14 protein-coding genes are annotated in these 13,953 nt (G+C 41.2%); 7 read left to right on the plus strand and 7 right to left on the minus strand.

Features of this window, described 5'->3' with window-relative positions; genetic code table 11:
• The first annotated feature begins 180 nt into the window (after window positions 1-180).
• A complete protein-coding gene (gene uvrC, locus I2F31_RS09075; protein WP_213014858.1) occupies window positions 181-1,935 on the plus strand; it encodes an excinuclease ABC subunit UvrC in 1,755 nt (584 codons plus the stop codon).
• Window positions 1,936-2,101: 166 nt separating this feature from the next.
• A complete protein-coding gene (pgsA, locus tag I2F31_RS09080) occupies window positions 2,102-2,692 on the plus strand; it encodes a CDP-diacylglycerol--glycerol-3-phosphate 3-phosphatidyltransferase (protein WP_195768877.1) in 591 nt (196 codons plus the stop codon).
• 45 nt (window positions 2,693-2,737) lie between these two features.
• Here the strand turns inward: pgsA and I2F31_RS09085 are convergent, their stop codons facing one another.
• On the minus strand, window positions 2,738-3,517 hold the full coding sequence (locus I2F31_RS09085; RefSeq protein WP_195768878.1) for an IclR family transcriptional regulator: 780 nt from the start codon (window positions 3,515-3,517) through the stop codon (window positions 2,738-2,740).
• A 248-nt stretch (window positions 3,518-3,765) separates the two neighbouring features.
• Between I2F31_RS09085 and I2F31_RS09090 the strand changes: the two genes are divergently transcribed.
• The 3 genes from I2F31_RS09090 to I2F31_RS09100 are packed head-to-tail and all read left to right on the plus strand — an operon-like array spanning window position 3,766 to window position 7,075.
• A complete protein-coding gene (locus tag I2F31_RS09090) occupies window positions 3,766-5,847 on the plus strand; it encodes an FUSC family protein (RefSeq protein WP_195773806.1) in 2,082 nt (693 codons plus the stop codon).
• Window positions 5,844-6,053 (plus strand): DUF1656 domain-containing protein, encoded by a 210-nt coding sequence (locus tag I2F31_RS09095; RefSeq protein ID WP_195768880.1) that lies wholly within the window; start codon window positions 5,844-5,846, stop codon window positions 6,051-6,053. The genes I2F31_RS09090 and I2F31_RS09095 overlap by 4 nt, the downstream gene beginning before the upstream one ends.
• An 8-nt stretch (window positions 6,054-6,061) precedes the next feature.
• Window positions 6,062-7,075 (plus strand): biotin/lipoyl-binding protein, encoded by a 1,014-nt coding sequence (locus I2F31_RS09100; protein WP_195768881.1) that lies wholly within the window; start codon window positions 6,062-6,064, stop codon window positions 7,073-7,075.
• A 2-nt stretch (window positions 7,076-7,077) separates the two neighbouring features.
• Here the strand turns inward: I2F31_RS09100 and ruvX are convergent, their stop codons facing one another.
• From ruvX to recN, 3 genes are all read right to left on the minus strand, one after another.
• Complete coding sequence (ruvX, locus tag I2F31_RS09105; RefSeq protein ID WP_195768882.1) at window positions 7,078-7,515, minus strand: Holliday junction resolvase RuvX; 438 nt, start codon at window positions 7,513-7,515, stop codon at window positions 7,078-7,080.
• Complete coding sequence (locus I2F31_RS09110) at window positions 7,508-8,062, minus strand: YqgE/AlgH family protein (RefSeq protein ID WP_195768883.1); 555 nt, start codon at window positions 8,060-8,062, stop codon at window positions 7,508-7,510. Before I2F31_RS09110 ends, ruvX begins: the two co-directional genes overlap by 8 nt.
• Window positions 8,063-8,148: 86 nt before the next feature.
• A complete protein-coding gene (gene recN, locus I2F31_RS09115) occupies window positions 8,149-9,813 on the minus strand; it encodes a DNA repair protein RecN (RefSeq protein ID WP_195773807.1) in 1,665 nt (554 codons plus the stop codon).
• A 272-nt stretch (window positions 9,814-10,085) separates the two neighbouring features.
• Here recN and ppnP point away from each other — a divergent pair, with 272 nt between their 5' ends.
• Complete coding sequence (gene ppnP, locus I2F31_RS09120; RefSeq protein ID WP_195773808.1) at window positions 10,086-10,409, plus strand: pyrimidine/purine nucleoside phosphorylase; 324 nt, start codon at window positions 10,086-10,088, stop codon at window positions 10,407-10,409.
• Window positions 10,410-10,513: 104 nt separating this feature from the next.
• Window positions 10,514-11,266 carry a 23S rRNA (guanosine(2251)-2'-O)-methyltransferase RlmB gene (gene rlmB, locus I2F31_RS09125; protein ID WP_195768886.1) on the plus strand — a complete coding sequence of 251 codons (753 nt, stop codon included), beginning with the start codon at window positions 10,514-10,516 and terminating at the stop codon, window positions 11,264-11,266.
• Here the strand turns inward: rlmB and coaE are convergent.
• Genes coaE through I2F31_RS09140 form a run of 3 tightly spaced genes read right to left on the minus strand, consistent with a single transcriptional unit; the run spans window position 11,252 to window position 13,940 of the window.
• The gene (gene coaE / locus I2F31_RS09130; RefSeq protein WP_323127574.1) at window positions 11,252-11,854 is read right to left on the minus strand and encodes a dephospho-CoA kinase; all 603 of its coding nucleotides are present in this window, start codon (window positions 11,852-11,854) and stop codon (window positions 11,252-11,254) included. The two genes, rlmB and coaE, sit on opposite strands and share 15 nt — an antisense overlap.
• On the minus strand, window positions 11,854-12,717 hold the full coding sequence (locus I2F31_RS09135; RefSeq protein WP_195768887.1) for a prepilin peptidase: 864 nt from the start codon (window positions 12,715-12,717) through the stop codon (window positions 11,854-11,856). The genes coaE and I2F31_RS09135 overlap by 1 nt, the downstream gene beginning before the upstream one ends.
• The gene (locus I2F31_RS09140) at window positions 12,717-13,940 is read right to left on the minus strand and encodes a type II secretion system F family protein (protein WP_195768888.1); all 1,224 of its coding nucleotides are present in this window, start codon (window positions 13,938-13,940) and stop codon (window positions 12,717-12,719) included. Before I2F31_RS09140 ends, I2F31_RS09135 begins: the two co-directional genes overlap by 1 nt.
• Window positions 13,941-13,953 lie beyond the last annotated feature (13 nt).

Genomic DNA, 13,953 nt, shown 5'->3' on the forward strand with positions numbered 1-13,953 from the left:
TTTAGTGTAAATTAACAAGATTGTGTTGGGACAAATTGCATTTAACGAAAGTCATGGTTTTTTTATGCTGTAAGCCTTGAAAATATGCACGCATACATTACATAAGACAAGTTGGTTGGCAAAAGAAGGCATGGCGTGAACCCAAATACCAGTGTACATATTCAAAAAATACTTCATCACATGACGCAATTGCCGGGTGTGTATAAAATGCTGGGTGAGCAGGGCGAGCTGTTGTATGTGGGTAAAGCCAAAAACTTAAAAAACAGGGTGTCTAACTATTTTGTTAAAACCATCGACCACCCAAAAACCAAAGCATTGGTGGCTCGGATTCATGACATAGAAACCATGATTGTGCGTTCTGAAACAGAAGCATTGTTGTTAGAACAAAACCTAATTAAGTTACACCGCCCACCATATAATATTTTGCTCAGAGATGATAAGTCATACGTTTATATTTATGTCTCGGCAGATCAGCCCTATCCACGCATTGCCAGTGGGCGAGGCAAAGGACGACATCAAGCAGGACGGTTTTTTGGCCCATATCCAAGTGCATATGCCGCCAAAGATATGCTACTGACCTTACAAAAATTATTTAACGTACGGCAGTGTGAAAATAGCTATTTTGCTCAGCGTAAACGACCGTGTTTGCAGTATCAAATTAAACGCTGTACCGCACCGTGTGTGGGTTTGGTGTCACCTGAAAGTTATAAACAAGATGTTGATAATTCCATACAGTTTTTACAAGGCAATACCAAAGCCTTAAATCAGGAACTGATTGAAAATATGGAGCAAGCCGCAGAAAAACTTGAGTTTGAAAAAGCAGTGTTTTATAGAGATCGTTTGAGTTTATTACGTGAAGTCTCTGCACAGCAAGCGGTGTATAAAGTCAAAGGCGAGGCCGATATTTTAGCCATAGCACATCTTGCAGGGGTCACCTGCGTACAAATTATGCATGTACGAAATGGGCGTATGTTGGGTGGTAAGAGCTATTTTCCAGATATGCTAAGTGATGATCTTGGTCAAATGCTCAGTGACTTTATGGCGAACTTTTATTTTCAGGTTGCCGATGAAGTCCCACAAGAGTTAATTATTAACCAAGCCTTGCCTGACCAAGCACAGCTTGAACAAGCCCTTTCGCAAAGTTTAGAAAAACGTATACATATTAAATCGAGTGTAAGAGAAACGCGTGCCGAATGGTTACAACTGGCACAAATGAATGTCGAACATGCCATTAAAGGACAGCTCAGTAATCATTTAGAGTTACATGAGCGATTTCATCAGTTACAGCAGTTACTTGGGCGTAGTGTAGACCGTATAGAGTGTTTTGATATTAGTCATACCATGGGTGAGGCCACGGTGGCATCTTGTGTGGTATTTGACCAAGGCGGTATGCGGAAGCGAGATTATCGACAGTTTGATATTGAAGATATACAAGCAGGGGATGATTATGCTGCCATGCGTCAAGCACTGACTCGCCGTTACAAAAAAGCCATGTTACCTGATTTATTACTTATCGATGGGGGTAAAGGGCAACTCCATATGGCAATGGAAGTGATGCAAGAGCTGAATTTAGATGCATTTATGGTGGGGGTGTCTAAGGGCGAAGGGCGTAAACCAGGTTTAGAGACACTACACTTTACCCATGGTGAAAAAATACAGTTACCCGAAGACAGCAAAGCCTTGCACTTAATACAACAGGTACGTGATGAAGCGCATCGCTTTGCCATAACCAAACACCGTGCCAAGAGAGATAAACGCCGTGCGGGGTCTGTGCTTGAAGTGATACCCGGTTTGGGTCAAAAACGTCGCCGTGATTTGCTAACCCATTTTGGCGGTATGCAAGGGGTATTAAAAGCCTCTGAAAAAGAGCTAACTGGGGTATCTGGCATTGGATCTGCAATGGCTCGTACCATTTATAAGGTGTTACATGAGTAACGCATAGGCAAAGATTGACGAAGGGAGCAATACTTGACAAATTCGCTCGATTTTCATGGTCGACAGTGTTGCCGATTTCGTATAAAGTGGCATCATATTTAGATACAATTTATTTAATCTAATGAGATTGCACACACAATCGGCAAAGCAAGGTGGCGAGTAGATCATGAGTACAGGGCAGATCCTGAATATTCCAAATGTGTTGACCATCGCAAGGATTGCATTAATCCCCGTTTTTTTACTGATTGCGTATTGGCCACCTGTGATTGGTGTGCATGGTAGTGAACATAGCATTGTTTTTCGTCATGCATTACTCACCTCTGTATTTATTTTAGCCGCTGTGACAGATTGGTTTGATGGCTATTTGGCACGTGTACTTAATCAGACCTCTGCCTTTGGGCGTTTTTTAGACCCTGTGGCAGATAAACTGATGGTTGCTGCTGCTTTAATTGTGCTGGTGCAATGGAAGCCAACCATATTTATGGCATTTGCAGCCATTGTGATTATTTCACGTGAAATTACGGTATCTGCTTTACGTGAATGGATGGCGGAGCTTGGTGCGCGTACCAATGTGGCTGTGTCTACGGTGGGAAAATATAAAACAGCCTTTCAGATGATTTCGATTAGTGTATTTTTACTAAACTGGCAACCACTCGATATTTTAGCTTATATTATTTTGTATGCTGCCGTGATTTTAACTTTATGGTCGATGGTCATTTACTTAAGAGCGGCATGGCCGTTTTTAAAACAGCCTTAGTGTCAGCTTTGTATTGTTTAAAACACCTCTTGAGAGGTGTTTTTTTTATTGCTCCGCTTCAGCTTGATGAATCAGCTCAAAATACTGCTGTTCAATTTGTCTCGCACTGTCTTTAAGCATGGCAATCAGTTTATTTAAGTCAACAAAACTAAAGCGATTTTTTGACCCAATAATGGTGAGTGCCAACGGTGGTAGTTTCTTAGAATAATCAATCGGCACGGCCAGTCCTGCATAATTTTCTAGTACTTCACCTTGTGAAAAATAATAGCCTTGTTTTTTAATTTTTTTCATGCGTTGTAGAAAAACATCTTCACTGTTGGCAAAACCTGTTTCGATGAGGTTTGTGGCATATTTTTCATAAAAGGCTTGTAAGCTTTTTTTACTTAAATGCGACACCATAATTTTAGGCGATGAGCCCATATACACAGAACGTGGGTTGCCACGGCCATAAGACAGCAGTTTATGTTTTTGAAATGACTCGCTGTGTAGGTCTATACAATAGTCATGGTTTAAAAAAGTTAACATGCAGTCTAACTCGGTTAGCTCTGCAATATCTTTCATAAATGGAATACTCATTTGAACCAAAGGGTCGGTGGCTCTAGAAATATAATCAAGCACTGCAATTTTTGGCCCAAGCATGTAATCGCCAGATGTGCCACAGATGCGTTGCAGTAATCCTGTAGCAACCAACTCTTTTAAATAACGATAACTGGTTGGCTTTGAAAGTCCCAACTCATCGCAAATGAGGTCAACATTAATGACGGGTCTACTCACTGAAAATAAGTCGAGTACAGTCAATATTTTTCCAAAACTGGTCATAGACATGGTGCGTTATTTTTCCTTCAATGCGCAATCACGGTGATGTCATGGTCTTTTTAGCATAACTCAGGTAATAATTAAAACTTAATAACTAGTGAATTATCATATTAAGATATTTTGTTGACTTTTTAAGTTTGTTTTGCCATCATAATTTAAATAAATATCTAATAAAGAAAATATATTGTTATTGCGTGGCGTGTGGCGACGTATTGTCTGTGGTCAGATGACATAAATTCTAGGTGCGAAGGAACATCATGCAAATTTTGAAACAGCTCGTGGCTTTTCGTCCGAGTAAGCTCGATTGGATCTTTGCGATAAAGACCTATATTGCAGCAATGTCCGCACTATTTATTTCCTTCTCGCTCGATTTGCTTAATCCAATTTGGTCGATTGGTACAGTCATGATTATTGCAAATCCTTATGCGGGTATGCTGTCATCTAAAGCACTGTATCGTTTAGCAGGCACAGCGGTGGGGGCAGTGGTTGCAGTGGCGATAATGCCTCATTTAATTAATACGCCGTGGTTGTTTGCCAGTGTGATTGCAGGTTGGGTTGGCTTTTGTTTGTATGTTTCTTTGCTTGACCGTACCCCTCGTAGCTATATGCTCATGTTGTCTGGTTATACGGTGGCCATGATTGTATTTAATGCCATTAATAGCATAGACACACATAGTATTTTTGATATTGCGCTGGCTCGTTTTTTAGAAATTGGTATTGCTGTGATTTGTTCGGCTGTGGTGTCTGCAGTCATTTTACCTGTGCATATTGGGCCAATTATTCAACAGCGTGTTGAAGGTAATCTGAGTAGTCTAGATGCACTGTTTAAGAAGGTATTTACTTTTGATTTAAAGCCACAAGACTATAGCCAAGAAGTGGCAACCATCACTCGTGAAATGAGTGAAATACACAGTATGGCGGTGCATTTGTGGTTTGAAAACTCTGACTTAAAAGGCATGACCAAACCAATACAAGAGATGCTACATCAGCTTGCGATGGCAGTGACCAATTTGGTGGCAATGTCTGAACGATTGAAACAATTACAGCCCCAAAAAAATGCTGAGTTTGACGCTATTTTAGTGCAGTTGTCTGATGATGTTTTAGGTTTTTTACATCAAAATAAAACCCTTGAAGAAACTGAATTAGAAGCATTGTCCGATCATTTTTCTGTGATTTTTACACAGCTTAGACAACATGTTGGACAAGATGATTTAACGGTATTCAATAGTTTGCAAATGGACTTACGCCATTATATTCATAATGTACGAATCGTTCATTTTATTTGGCAATCTATTCAGCAAGGGCGTAAAGATTTTCCAGAAAATATTGTGCCATTAACGACACATTACCCAAGTTTACACCGAGACCATGGTGTGGCAGTTAGAGGGGGCTTAGCCGCCTTATGTAGTACCTTTTTTGCAGTGGCAGTGTGGATTTTAACCGGTTGGAAAGCTGGGTTTATGATGGCACAAATGGCCGCCGTTTGTTCTTGTATTTTAACGGCCATAGATAATCCGATACCTGCCTTAAAAATATTTTTTTGGGGTAGCGTGACTTCATTTTGCATTGTATTTGTATACGCCTTTGCCATATTTCCAAATATTAGTCAGTTTTGGCAGTTGGCATTGGTACTTGCCCCTGCAGTCATCTCATTTACATTGCTGATTTCACGACCAAACTTAATGGCTTTAGGCTTAGTTTTGGGCGTGGTGAGTATTATGTCTATGAACCTGCAAAATCGTTATGCCATGGATGCGGTCTCATTTTTAGATGCAGATTTTGCCATGGTTTTAGGGGTGTTGTGTGCTTTGGTGAGTATTTATTTTATTCGTGCCATGTCACCTGAACAAACCGCTACACGTATTTTACAAAGGCATTATCGTGCCATGCAAAAAATGGTTTATATGTCTTACGGTACTGCCTTTAGAGTACGTTTGCGAAGCATGATTGACCGCATTGGCGTGCTCAATAGTAAATTGGTGCAGTCCAAAGATATTAAACAGGCAATGCAACATGCATTGATTGAAACCAGTGCCACAGTTGATTTATCTCGGCTGCATGAGTTGGCATCATCACAACTCATTTCACCGCCCTTACAGCAGGCCTTGCTGAGGTTACAAGGTGTATGTGTCGCGTTATTTCAAGCCTTAGAAAAACATGGGCAGGTCACAGCTGAAATGCAAACGCAGTTGTTTATTGTTTTACAAGACATTCGTGAGGCTTTGATCTGCGAAGAAAATAGCAATATTAAACAACGTGTTTGTATGAGTTTAAATAACATTGAAAATAGTATTTTTAAGCAAATGGGCATACGTGAGCATGTGGAGCAAGTTGCATGAGTGATTTTAATCTGTATGGCGTATTTATTCCGAGCTTTTTAGTGCAAGCGATTTTGGCCTATGTGCTGTTTTTAGTGGTGAGTCGTTGCACGCGTGTGTGTGTAGAGCGTGGTTGGGTGATGTTTGTTGGTGTGTTTCATGTGTGTTTGTATCTGCTGTGTTTGTTATGCATGCACTATATTTTTATTTGGTTTACGGTGAAGTAGGTTATTCAATGAGTTCATTTGAGGTGCGTAAAGCAGTTAGACCATTGCTTATGCTGGTGTTAATTATACTTGCCGTACTCACAGTATGGCATTTATGGGACTATTATAATGCAGAGCCATGGACACGAGATGGCCGTGTAAGAGCAGATGTTATAGAAGTGTCTTCCGATGTATCAGGCTTGGTCACTCAAGTATTGGTACAAGACAATCAGACGGTTAAAAAAGGTCAGCTTTTGTTTGAAGTAGACACAGCACGTCAAGCCTTGAGTGTGGCACAAGCCAAGTCTGATTTAGCCAAAGCCCAAGCAGGCTTAGCCCAAGCAGAGGCGAGTTTGGCACAGACCAAAGCCAGTGTGGTGAAGTCGGTTGCCAATACAAAATTGGCCGACCAAAATGCCATGCGTTATGCCAATTTAATGAACGGTGCAATTTCAAAACAAGAGCAAGACCAAGTATTGGCAGTGAAAGCACAGTCACATGCAGAAGATAAACAGCTAGAAGCCAGTATTGAGCAAGCACAGGCCAATATTAAACAACAACATGCACTGATTGCTGTTGCTCAAAGTAATTTGAATTTAGCTACTTTAAACCTAGAGCGTTCTTCTGTGGTTGCTCCTGCTGATGGCACGTTGTCTAATTTTGATATGCGTGTGGGTGATTATGTGAAAGTAGGGCAAGCAGTTGCAGCAATGGTTGACCGTAAGCAGTTATATGTGGTGGGCTATTTTGAAGAAACCAAGCTGAGTAAAATACATGTGGGCGATTTAGCCAGTATTGAGCTAATGGGTGATTCAAATGTTATGAAAGGACATGTACAAGGCATTGCATCGGGGATTGAAGATCGTGAGCGTAGTGCAAGTAGTTCATTGTTGGCCAATGTGAACCCAACATTTACGTGGGTGCGTTTGGCACAGCGTATTCCTGTGAAAATTATGCTAGATGAAGAACCAAAGAATGTAATGACCTTTGTGGCGGGGAGAACTGCAACCGTAAGAATTTTACCTACGGCACAGAAGCACTAGTTTTAAGGTTTGATGGGTGTTGGGTACTCGTACCAGTTTTCAATCAAAATAGCCGCTGCAAGACTGTCGGCCGAGAGTGATTTTCCACGCCCTTGTTTCTGATAGCCTTCAAGCTGCTCACGGGCATTGCGTGTCGTGAGCCGCTCATCGACCATATAGGTTTCAATGTTGGTTTGATGACGTAAACGCCGTGCAAATTTACGTGCTCTCAGCGAAAGTTCTGATTCGCTATCATCCATATTAAGGGGTAAGCCGACCAAAAATAAATCAGGTTGCCACTCTTTCACAATCTTGAGCAATTGCTCCCACTGTGGAATACCATCTTTCATGGGGAACTGTGCCAAGGGTGTACTCGACTGTATGCTACTTTGGCCAATCGCCATGCCCATTTTCTGTGTGCCAAAGTCAAAGGCCATAATACTATTGATGGAATTAGGCATGCCCAATCTCCACTGAAAGACGGGTTGGGTCTACGCCAATTTTCTTGTAGGCAGCACTGAGTCGGTCGGTGTAAGCCAAATTAAAAATTAAGTCCATGTCTGACTCACAAATGAGCCAATCCCCACGGGCAATTTCAGCTTCGAGTTGGTCTTTTTGCCAACTGGCATAACCGAGTGCAATTTGGTAGTTGTCTACGCCTTCATTGTGGGCAATGGCATCTAAAATATCTTTACTGGTGGTAATACAAACATTTTCACCAATGGCAATAGAAGAGTGCCATGTTGGTTGGCCGGTATGTAAGACAAAGCCTGCTTCTGGGCGTAAAGGGCCACCTTGTAAAACGGCATGTGGGTTGACGTGGTCTGCATCAATATCTAAGTCGTTGAGGAGTTCTTTAATTTCAATATTGCTAGGTTGGTTTAGAACAATGCCTTGTGCACCATCTGCATCATGGCGTGCTAAATAAATGAGTGTATTTGCAAAGGTATCATCGTGCATACCGGGTGGTGCAATTAAACAACGATGTGTTAAATATTGTTTTGTCACCTAAAGTGTGCTCCAAGGGTGTTACATAGTGAATTTGTAGATGTTCTAACATACAAGAACATGCCATATACGCCAAGTCTGTTGGCTTATTTTTTGACTTGAAATTTAAGTGCTCTGAGTTGTTTTGCATGTTGTAAGGTCGTTTGATTAATCTCCACCCCACCTGTCATACGTGCAAGCTCATGGATACACTGTTCTTCACTGAGCTGAAAAATGGTACTACTTGCAGGGTCTGTTTGTTGCTTTTGCACAAATAAGTGTTGGTCTGACTGGGCGGCCACTTGTGCTTGGTGAGTAATACATAAAATTTGTACGTGTTGTGCGAGTTTACTGAGTAAACGTCCAACGATTTCGGCAGTGCCACCACTAATGCCCACATCAATTTCATCAAAGACAATCATTTCAGCTTCGGTACGTTCAGCATTCATGACTTGCATCACCAGTGCAATACGTGACAATTCACCGCCTGAAGCCACTTTAGCCAAAGGTTGTGCAGGTATGCCTTTATTTGCAGTAAACAACAGTTGAATATTACTGAGCCCTTCAGCAGTTGCTTGTTCTAACGGTTCGAATTTAAATTCAAAGTGTGCTTCAGGCAGTGCCAGTGTTTTAATTTGTTTTGTGAGTTGCCGAGCAAGATGAGGTGCTGCTTCTTGACGGATTTTATCTAAATGACGGGCTTTTTCAAAGAAGTCTGCTTCAAGCTCAGTCACTAAACTGGCTAAAGTGGTTGGGTCTTCTTGTTGTAGCAGTGTATCGAGTTGTTCTTGGCAACTGAGATATTGTACTTTGAGTTGCTCAGGCTGAGTGCGGTATTTACGGGCTAAACGGTGAAATACTTCTAACTCGTGGTTGAGTTGCTCCATACGCTCGGGGTCAAAGCTTTGTTTGTCAATAAAATGCCGAAAGGCTAAAGTCGCATCATTAATTTCGCTTTGTGCATTGCTTAAAGACGTATAAATGTCTTGTAACTCGGTGCTACGGCCTGCATGTGTTTCTAGGCGTTTTACGACACTTGCCAATGCTTGAGCAATGTTTTGTTCGTCTTCATCGAGTACATTCAGGCCATAGGCACTGTCTTGCATAATGGCTTCATGATGGCTAAAGCGGTCAAACTCCTGTTCAATTTCGGTGTAGTTTTTTTCTGCTATTATTTCTAGTTCTTCAATCTGAATTTCTAATTGTTCAATACGTTGTTGTCTAGAGGTTTGTGCGGCCAATGCCTCTTGGTGTTGGCGAATGGTTTTATGCCAAATGGCATAAGCTTGGCGGACAGCTTGGGCAGGTTGTGCAAACTGGTGTACGTGGTCAAGCCATTGTTTGGGGTAGGGCGGAGCAAGCAGTTGTTGTTGGCTGTGTTGACTGTAAAGTTGCACTAGTAGTCTGCCAAGCTCTTTGAGTTCAGTTAAACTGGTTGGACGGCCATTGACCCATGCCTTACTACGACCTGTAGCAAAAATAACACGCCGTAAATGAATTTCACCTGAGTCATCATCAAGTTCTTTTTGAGTAAGCCATGTGGCTTCGGGAGAATCTTTTTTACAGCTAAACACAGCGGTAACATCTGCTTTTTCTGTACCAAAACGGACTAAACTGGCATCTGTACGCTCGCCTAGACATGCAGACAGTGAATCTAGCAGTAATGATTTACCTGCACCTGTCTCACCTGTTAAAACATTAAATCCTGATGCAATATCTAAGGCCAAATGTTCGGCTAAAGCAAAATTGATAAGTGTTAAATGTGTGAGCATATACGCATCCATAATGTGCGAAGTGTTATTTTACGTGGCATTAAACTGCGACAGTTGCACTAAAAAGTATCTTATAAAAGATAATACTGAAAAAATATCGTCTGCCAATCTATTTTATCAGTAGATTGTATGAATACTACAATATTGCTGTCATGGTTTTTCGATAAATTTACCAATTTAAGTAGATAAAACTATGTCAATATGGCATGGTTGTTGTAAGTAAATAAATATATTAATTGGCAGAATATATTAATCATAGGGTGGAAAAAAAGATGTCAGTTCAGTTCGATTATGTATCTGTGGTGAAAAAATCTAATGTTTATTTTAATGGGTTATGTGTAAGCCACACGGTGAAATTTGAAGATGGTACAAAAAAAACCTTAGGCGTGATCTTACCTAGTGATCAGGTTTTAACGTTTGAAACACATGTACCTGAGCGTATGGAAATTATTTCTGGCGAGTGCCGTGTTCGTATTGCAGGTAGTGAGCAAGCAGAGCTATTTCGTGCAGGGCAGTCTTTTTATGTGCCTGGTGAAAGCACATTTAAAATTGAAACGGATCAAGTCTTAGATTATGTGTGTCATTTAGAAGGTTAAGCTTAGCTAAATAGATTAAAATCAGCTAAAATAACCCATACTTTTATCCTGTAAAGTGAACTGCTTTACAGGATTTTATTTTTTAAATTTGAGGTCATTGCATCATGGCAAAGCCAGAATATTATTATGGTGTTCACTCTGTTGAGTCTTTGTTGGAGTTGGAACCTGAGCGAGTGCTGACATTATTTACCTTAAAAGGGCGAGATGATCAGCGTTTACAACACCTTTTAAGTCTGGCAGAACCTTTTGGAATTAGTGTGCAAAAGGCCAGCCGTGATAATTTAGAGAAAATGGCAGGCTTGCCTTATCATCAAGGTGTGGTGGCTGCGGTACGACCACAACCAACTTTAAATGAAAAAGATTTAGACCAGTTAGTTAAGCAACAACCACAAGCGTTGTTGTTGGCACTCGATCAAGTCACCGACCCACACAATTTAGGAGCATGTATTCGTACTGCCGCCGCTATGGGGGTGCAAGCTGTGATTGTTTCTCGTGACCGTTCTGCAAGTTTGACACCGACAGCTCGAAAAGTAGCGGCAGGTGGTGCTGAAAAAGTAAAGTTTATTCAAGTGACTAATTTGGCACGTACATTGGCTCATTTGAAAGACACGGCTTTTTACCGTGTGGTCGGCACTATGCTTGATGAACAAGCAAAGCCGATTCAACAGTGTGATTTTTCAGGTGCAGTGGTTGTGGTGATGGGTGCAGAAGACACAGGCTTACGTCCAATTACTCAAGCTCAGTGTGATGAAAAAGCGTATATTCCAATGGCAGGTAACTTACAAAGTTTAAATGTGAGTGTTGCAACAGGTATGGCTTTGTATGAAGCGTGCCGTCAGCGTTTACACCTGAGCTAAAGCCAAATAACGTTGGTGTAATGGTTGTAATTGAGCATACAGTTGCTCAATTGCTCCTGTATTGAGTACGACATCATCGGCACGTTGTTGTTTTTCTCGTCTTGGCATTTGTGTGGCAATAATTTGTCGAATGTTTTGTATCGACTGTTGGTCACGTGCTGAAGCACGTTGTTGTTGTAGTTCTTCTGAGGTGTCAATCAGTAGCGTTCTTTGTGTTAATTGATGTTGATTGGTTTCAAACAGTAGTGGTGAGACTAAAATACGGTATGGGCTATCTGCGTGTGCCAGTTGCCGAATGATTTCGCTGCGAATGATTGGGTGCGTAATCTGCTCAAGTTGTTTTTTTGCTTCTGCATGATTAAAAATGATATCACGTAAATAGGCACGGTGCAGTGAGCCATCTGGTAAAAGTGTCTGCTCACCAAATACTCGGGCTATTTCAGCCAATGCAGGTTGTCCGACCTTTACAACCTGTCGTGCAACAATATCTGCATCCACCACGGTAATGCCTTGTGTGGAAAACCAGTTGCTCGCTAGGGTTTTGCCACTGCCAATGCCACCTGTTAAGCCAATTGTGAGCGTAGACACTAGTAACTCCCCAAATAGATTTGCATGATTTGATCGCCCCACATGAGTGCAATCCAACCTGCAAGTGCAATGTAAGGGCCAAATGCAAAAGGTAGGCTTTCTTTTCTTCTTTTCATTAAAATGACCCCAATAATGGAGCCTAACAACGATGAAAGTAAAATAATCAGCGGTAACATCAGTGGCCCTAAGCAAGCACCTAAAGCGGCCAAAAGCTTAAAGTCACCATATCCCATACCATCTTTACCTGTGATCAGTTTATAGATCACACACACCACCCATAAACATAAAAAACCAATGATTGCCCCCCAAATTGCACTCACTGGGCTCACAAACAGTTGCATACTATTGGCAGCTAAACCAAAGCCGAGTAGGGTAAAGGTAAAGCGGTCTGGTAGGTACTGGGTATCGAAATCAATAAAAGACAGTGTGATAAGTAACCATGTGAAAATGAGTGCGAAGACCGTATGTAGCGTAGGGCCAAAACTGTAAGCCACTGCAACAGAGCACACGCAAGTGAGCAACTCTATAAATGGGTAACGAATACTAATCGGTTCTTGGCAATTTGAGCATTTTCCTCTAAGTGCCAACCAGCTGATAATAGGAATATTTTGATACCAATGAATCGCTGATTTGCAGCCACGACAATGTGAGCGTGGCATGTTTAAACTGAGTTTTTCATGTTCAATGATGGGCTCATTGGGGTGAAGTAGCATTTGGCATTCATTTTGCCATGCCTGTTCCATGATTTTCGGCGTTCTAAAAATCACTACATTCAAAAAACTGCCTACACATAAACTCAGTACAGCAATCACACTATAAAATAATATACTATTTTGGCTAAATAGATCGATCAATTCACTCACTAAACCACAGACCCCATTTGGAAGATTGGTAGATACATCGCAACCACAAGACCACCCACTAAAACACCTAAAACTGCCATAATGAGTGGTTCCATCATAGAGGTTAAACCATCGACTGCATTGTCGACTTCTTCTTCGTAATAGGTAGCGACTTTATCAAGCATGGTATCTAATGCACCTGACTCCTCACCAATCGCAACCATTTGAATCGCCATAGATGGAAAGCGTTCAGTTTGACGCATAGAGAACTGAAGCTGTTGACCAGCTGCTACATCATCACGAATACGCATCACGGCGGTTTCATAGACAATATTGTTGGTTGCTTTGGCTGTAGATTCTAAAGCATCAATGAGTGGTACGCCTGCAGCAAAGGTAGTGGCCAGTGTACGACTATAACGTGCAATAATTGATTTGTAGATCAAACCACCAAAAATAGGCAATTTAAGGACTAAATGGTCAACACGATTACGTAGGCCTTGGCTGCGTTTGTAGCTTTGAGAAATACCAATCACACTGGCGACAATCGCGGCAATTAAAATATACCAATACGATTGCATCCAATTTGACATATTCACAACCATTTGAGTGAATGCGGGTAATTCTGCACCAAAAGATGAAAATAGGCTTTGGAATACAGGCACGACTTTCACCATCAAAATAATGGTGACAATGAAAGCCACAACAATGACCGAGATTGGATATTTAATGGCTTTTTTGATTTTTTGCTTTAACTGTTCGCTTTTTTCTTTATAAATTGCAACACGGTCAAGCATGGTTTCAAGTGCACCAGATTGTTCACCAGACTCAATGAGGGCACAAAACAGTTGGTCAAAGTATTTTGGGTACTTTTTTAATGCTTGAGCAAAGGTACTACCATTTTCTACTTCAACTTTAATACCTAATACAATGTCACGCATAGCAGGATTTTCAAGACCGCCTGCAACAATTTCAAAGCTTTGTACTAAAGGTACACCTGCTTTCATCATGGTGGCCAATTGGCGGGTAAAAATAGTGATATCGAGTGTCGATACACCTTTTTTAAATAGGCCTTCAAGTAAATCTTTCCGCTTAGGGTTAATTTTTGAAACATTAATCCCTTGTTTGCGTAGACTTGCTTTGGCTAAAGCCATATTTTTTGCTGTTAGCTCACCGCTGGTTTTAGCCCCTTTTCTATCCACTCCAACGTAAGAAAAAGTCTGTAGTTTTTCTGCATTTGTTGCCATGTTTATCTCATGT

Source organism: Acinetobacter rathckeae (genome assembly GCF_015627125.1).
In the GTDB taxonomy this organism is placed as follows: domain Bacteria; phylum Pseudomonadota; class Gammaproteobacteria; order Pseudomonadales; family Moraxellaceae; genus Acinetobacter; species Acinetobacter rathckeae.

What these genes read in the sequence shown, in the direction of transcription:
- uvrC (WP_213014858.1), top strand. Translation starts at nt 181, where the DNA reads ATGACGCAATTGCCGGGTGTGTATAAAATGCTGGGTGAGCAGGGCGAG.
- pgsA (WP_195768877.1), top strand. Translation starts at nt 2,102, where the DNA reads ATGAGTACAGGGCAGATCCTGAATATTCCAAATGTGTTGACCATCGCA.
- I2F31_RS09085 (WP_195768878.1), bottom strand. Translation starts at nt 3,517, where the DNA reads ATGTCTATGACCAGTTTTGGAAAAATATTGACTGTACTCGACTTATTT.
- I2F31_RS09090 (WP_195773806.1), top strand. Translation starts at nt 3,766, where the DNA reads ATGCAAATTTTGAAACAGCTCGTGGCTTTTCGTCCGAGTAAGCTCGAT.
- I2F31_RS09095 (WP_195768880.1), top strand. Translation starts at nt 5,844, where the DNA reads ATGAGTGATTTTAATCTGTATGGCGTATTTATTCCGAGCTTTTTAGTG.
- I2F31_RS09100 (WP_195768881.1), top strand. Translation starts at nt 6,062, where the DNA reads ATGAGTTCATTTGAGGTGCGTAAAGCAGTTAGACCATTGCTTATGCTG.
- ruvX (WP_195768882.1), bottom strand. Translation starts at nt 7,515, where the DNA reads ATGCCTAATTCCATCAATAGTATTATGGCCTTTGACTTTGGCACACAG.
- recN (WP_195773807.1), bottom strand. Translation starts at nt 9,813, where the DNA reads ATGCTCACACATTTAACACTTATCAATTTTGCTTTAGCCGAACATTTG.
- ppnP (WP_195773808.1), top strand. Translation starts at nt 10,086, where the DNA reads ATGTCAGTTCAGTTCGATTATGTATCTGTGGTGAAAAAATCTAATGTT.
- rlmB (WP_195768886.1), top strand. Translation starts at nt 10,514, where the DNA reads ATGGCAAAGCCAGAATATTATTATGGTGTTCACTCTGTTGAGTCTTTG.
- I2F31_RS09140 (WP_195768888.1), bottom strand. Translation starts at nt 13,940, where the DNA reads ATGGCAACAAATGCAGAAAAACTACAGACTTTTTCTTACGTTGGAGTG.